This window comes from Protofrankia sp. Cj3 (genome assembly GCF_917627355.1).
Lineage (GTDB): Bacteria > Actinomycetota > Actinomycetes > Frankiales > Frankiaceae > Protofrankia.
This window is the reverse complement of sequence record NZ_CAKJTR010000037.1, coordinates 1-4,022: the sequence shown is the minus strand read 5'-3', so window position 1 is coordinate 4,022 and position 4,022 is coordinate 1. Positions and strand designations below refer to the sequence as shown.

Genomic DNA, 4,022 nt, shown 5'->3' with positions numbered 1-4,022 from the left:
CCCGCGGGCCGTCCCTCACAAAGGGAGCGCCGTGCTGGCCGCACCGGTGAACGTGTCAATCTCCTCACGGGACGCGATCGCCCGCGGGCCGATCCCCTCGATACTCAGGGCCGCCGCCGCGGTCGCGAACCGGACCGCCTCGCTCACCGTGCTCCCGCCTTCCAGCGAGATGAACAACGCACTGGCGAAAACGTCACCGGCCCCGGTGTCGTCGATGAGCTGAGATGTCGCGACAGCCGGGAACTCCTGCGTACCGTTTGTCAGCAGGACCTCGCATCCGCCGGCTCCCTTGGTGACCACGACGATTCCGCCGGCCCGCCGAACCGCCTCGGCCACGTTTGCCAGGTAGGGCGCCTCATAGTCCGCAAACACCACCACGTCCAGGTGCGCGGCGGTCGGACCGTCGATCTCAAGGGGCTGGTGGTGGACGCGGCCGTGCTCGTCCCAGGAGCGGATCAGCCCCTGCGGGGTCAGTCCGAGCAGGCTCCGCGCACTCGCTCGAGCGGCCTCCTCAAGGAGGATCTCCCGTGCGACGGGGGCCAGGTGCAGCACGCGGCTTTCCGGAAGCCTGTCGAGGCCTGACGCCCGGCCCGCGGATTTTTCCAGCCATTGCGCCCGAAGACCATCAATGCTTTCGTTACGAAACCGTGTCGTGTCCGCCGAAGGCTGGATGTAGAGGACCGCCTCCGTCGCAAACGGCAACCAGACCGGTGCCAGTTCGGAACCCCGGCCCCGCCCGACTCCAGCGGCGCACAGGCCAAGGCGTGCCGCCTGGATGATGGCGTAGACCACGCTCCCGCCGACCGCGAGCGACGCATCGGGACGGACATCGACCGTCGGGTTCCCCACCGCCAGGTAATCAAGGGGCGGAGCACTGATCAATGCCTCGGCACTCCTGATCGTCATGGCCGCAACATTACTCGCGGGGCGCCACGCTCCCGGCAGCCCGAGCGCGCCGTTCAGCGCCGCCGCGCGCTCCTGCCGCACGCACGCAGACAGCCGGGCACGGCGTGGGAACACGACCGGAAGGATCAGTCACGGCCGGTTCGCGTGCTGGAAGCCGGCGCCACGGCCCTCCCCGTGGGCAGCGGCGTGACCGTCGCCAACGCCCTTGCGATCTCCGGATAGCCGACTGTACCGATCAGTCGCGGCCTGGCCGCGGCGTTCAGGGCTGCGTCCCCGGACATTCCGTCGCCGGCCTCGCCCTCGTCGTCGTCCAGGACAAGTGCGCAGCCGGCATCCGGACGCTCAGCCAGCCGCGGGAGCAGATCGCTCAGCAACTCACCCGGCGTGGTGGTGGGTACCGCGGCCAGCGGGACGCTGATCTTCGCCACTCGGGCAGACCCGTGGTCCTCACCCGGAACCGCAACAAGATCACACAGTTGTGTCACTCCGGTGAGAGCGCCGTTGACGTCGGCCACGGCAAACACCGTCTGTCCCCCCGCGGGCATCCGCGTGCGCGCCATCTCCTCGACAGCCGCGGACACTGTCCGCCAGCCGGGCAGGATCTCGGGTGCGGGACCCATCACATCCCCGACCCGGACGCCCGCAAGTATCGTGTTCGTACGCAGCCGGGATCGTTCCGCCCGGCCCGAGGCGAGAGCGGGCCAACCGAGCAGCGCGACCCACAGACCCAGCGCACCCACCACAAAGACCGACGCCGCCCCCGCGGCGATCAGGATCCAACCAGTGATCATTCCAGCTCGGGCGACTGCCATGCCCGCCTGCTCACGGCTGCCGGTCCACCGGTGGACGATCGCGGTGAGCAGCCGCCCGCCATCGGTCCGCGGCGTGGGCAGCAGCTCCGACAACGTCATCAGCAACGCAAGAGCACCGGCCCAGAACCCGGCGCTGCCAGCCAATGCCAGCCCCCCGCTCGGGGCCAGCCAACCAAGCGTGACGAAACCCGCTCCACCGAGCCCACTGACCAGCAGCCCGACACAGGCGACGCGGGCTCCCGTCCGCGGTTCGTGGCTGTCGACGGTGGCGGCCCGCAGCCGGCTGCCAAAGACACCGACCGTGACCCCATCCACCCGTACGCCGGCCCGACGGGCAACGGCGGCCCGGGCGAGGTCGGCAGCCAGCAGCAGCGCGAGAAGAAGCCCGGCGCCGACGAGACCGGCGGACAGATACGCGACGGACGATCTGCCCGGCACCGTGGTGGGAAGCGTCCAGGCACCCAGCACGAAGCTCAGGACGCCGATGCTCACAGCCGCCCCGGGGCGCACCGAGACCGGCGTGCGGACCGTTCCCGTTGCCACCTGATCGACGGTCATGACCCTTCGATCCCCTTTCCGTCGCGGCCGCAAGCCGTGACAAAGATCGCGCTATGAGATCCCTCCCAAGGCCGCCGGGCACGCGCCCCACCCACGCCGGTCCGGAGCCCACGAGGCCGGTCGGGCTTCCTCGGCCGCCTCAGCGAGACAGCGGCTCCCGCGGCAGTCGGCCAGGCCCGGTGGCCTCGCCGACCGGGCACCCGTCAGGGTGGCCGAAGAATCACTATACGCGCTACTATCAGACCATCTGCCCGTAATTATCCGCTTTTAAGCCTTTGTCCCTGACCCTGCCTGGACGGTGTCCATGACAGCTCCACGCCCGCTGTTGCACGATCCCCGCGTCCATCGAGCGCGTTCCGCGGAGCACACATCCCGACCGGCAGGCCCAAAGCCCGGCCTGGCCGGATACGCGCCGCGCCGATGAGCCGTCCCAGCGACTGGAGCGTCCTCGGCCTTGATAAGGATCCGGCTCCGGGCGACCTTTATGCCATCCGGGATCTCGCCCGGCGTTTCCTGGCATTCGCCGCTGACGTCGAACACGCGCGCGGGCAGGTCACCGCGGCTACCACCGGCAGCGTCACCCAGGCCTGGCTCGGTGCCGCCGGGGATACCTTCCGCGACGGGCTCAACGGCTTGCCCGAGCGGCTGTCCCGGCTCGAGACCTCCTACCGGATGGCCGGCCAGGCGCTCAAGGCCTACGCACCGATCCTGGACACCGCCCAGGCACAGGCCGGCCACGCGCTCTCCCGTGGCCGCGACGCCCGCGCCCGCCGCGACCACGCCGAAACGCTCCTCGGCCCGGCCCAGACCGCACTGACCAGCGCGGCCGCCAGCCTCACGGCCCTGGCCCGCGCGCACCATCCCGATGCCGCGGGAGCCGGGTGGCCAGACCCAGCCCAGGTCACGCGGGCACTGCGCGACCACGAAACCGCCCAGACCCGCCTCGAGCGGGCCCGCGGCACTGTTCACAGCGCCCAGGACGAGATCGAGACCGCCCGCCGCCTCGCCCTTGCCGCAGGCCAGCTGCGCGCGCACGCGGCACATACCTGCGCTCGGGCCATCCAGGCCGCGTCCCACGCCGGCATCCGCGACAGGCCCTGGTGGTCCTGGGAAAAAATCAAAAAAGCCGCCGGCGCGGCCTGGCATGCCACCGTCCGGGCCGCGAAAATCACCGTCGCTGTCTTCGGCGTCATCGCGATGCTCATCGGCGGACCAGCCGCCTGGATCGTGTGCGCCGCCGCGCTTGTCATCCTGGCCGACGCGCTGACCGCATACGCCAACGGCGAGGCCTCCGGCTGGGAGGTCGGCTTCGCGTTACTCGGCTGCGTCCCCGGCGGCAGGGGCTTCACCACCACCGCGGGGCTCGCCCGTGGCCTGCGCGGGGGTGCCGCTCTCGCCCGCGACGCCCGCACCGCCGCCCAGCTCCGCCTCACCACCATGGCCGCGCATCTGCGCGGCGCGCGCGGCCACCCCGCCATGCTGGCAAAAGGCCTGCTCTCCCACCCGGCGGCCGCCACCCCCAACGGCCATATCCGGATGGCCACCAGTGACCTCCGCGGTAACGCCCATCGCAGCGCTCCCGACACGTTTCGGTCGCCGCGGGGACCGCGGCACCACATCCGTGACGGCGTCCCGCTCGGTTTCGCCGGCCAGGAGGAGTTCCAGCGGTTCGCCGATACCCTGCACAAGGGCCTACGACAGGCCGGATATCCGGAAGCGCGGGGTATCATGCACGGAAGTTCTGTG

3 protein-coding genes are annotated in these 4,022 nt (G+C 70.9%); 1 reads left to right on the top strand and 2 read right to left on the bottom strand.

The genetic code is table 11. The annotated features are described in order from the left end of the window. Window positions 1-15 precede the first annotated feature (15 nt). Both MJ783_RS07370 and MJ783_RS07365 read right to left on the bottom strand, forming a co-directional pair. The gene (locus MJ783_RS07370; protein WP_239309433.1) at window positions 16-987 is read right to left on the bottom strand and encodes a PfkB family carbohydrate kinase; all 972 of its coding nucleotides are present in this window, start codon (window positions 985-987) and stop codon (window positions 16-18) included. A 44-nt stretch (window positions 988-1,031) separates the two neighbouring features. Further along, a complete protein-coding gene (locus MJ783_RS07365) occupies window positions 1,032-2,276 on the bottom strand; it encodes a peptidase M50 (protein ID WP_239309431.1) in 1,245 nt (414 codons plus the stop codon). A 420-nt stretch (window positions 2,277-2,696) separates the two neighbouring features. On the opposite strand from MJ783_RS07365, the gene MJ783_RS07360 reads away from it, so the two are divergent. Continuing rightward, window positions 2,697-4,022 (top strand): putative T7SS-secreted protein (locus MJ783_RS07360; RefSeq protein WP_370651475.1); only part of this gene is annotated, 1,326 nt, incomplete at its 3' end.

Bases quoted from the DNA above. Each gene is read 5' to 3' on its own strand.
- MJ783_RS07365 (WP_239309431.1), bottom strand. From the start codon at position 2,276: ATGACCGTCGATCAGGTGGCAACGGGAACGGTCCGCACGCCGGTCTCG.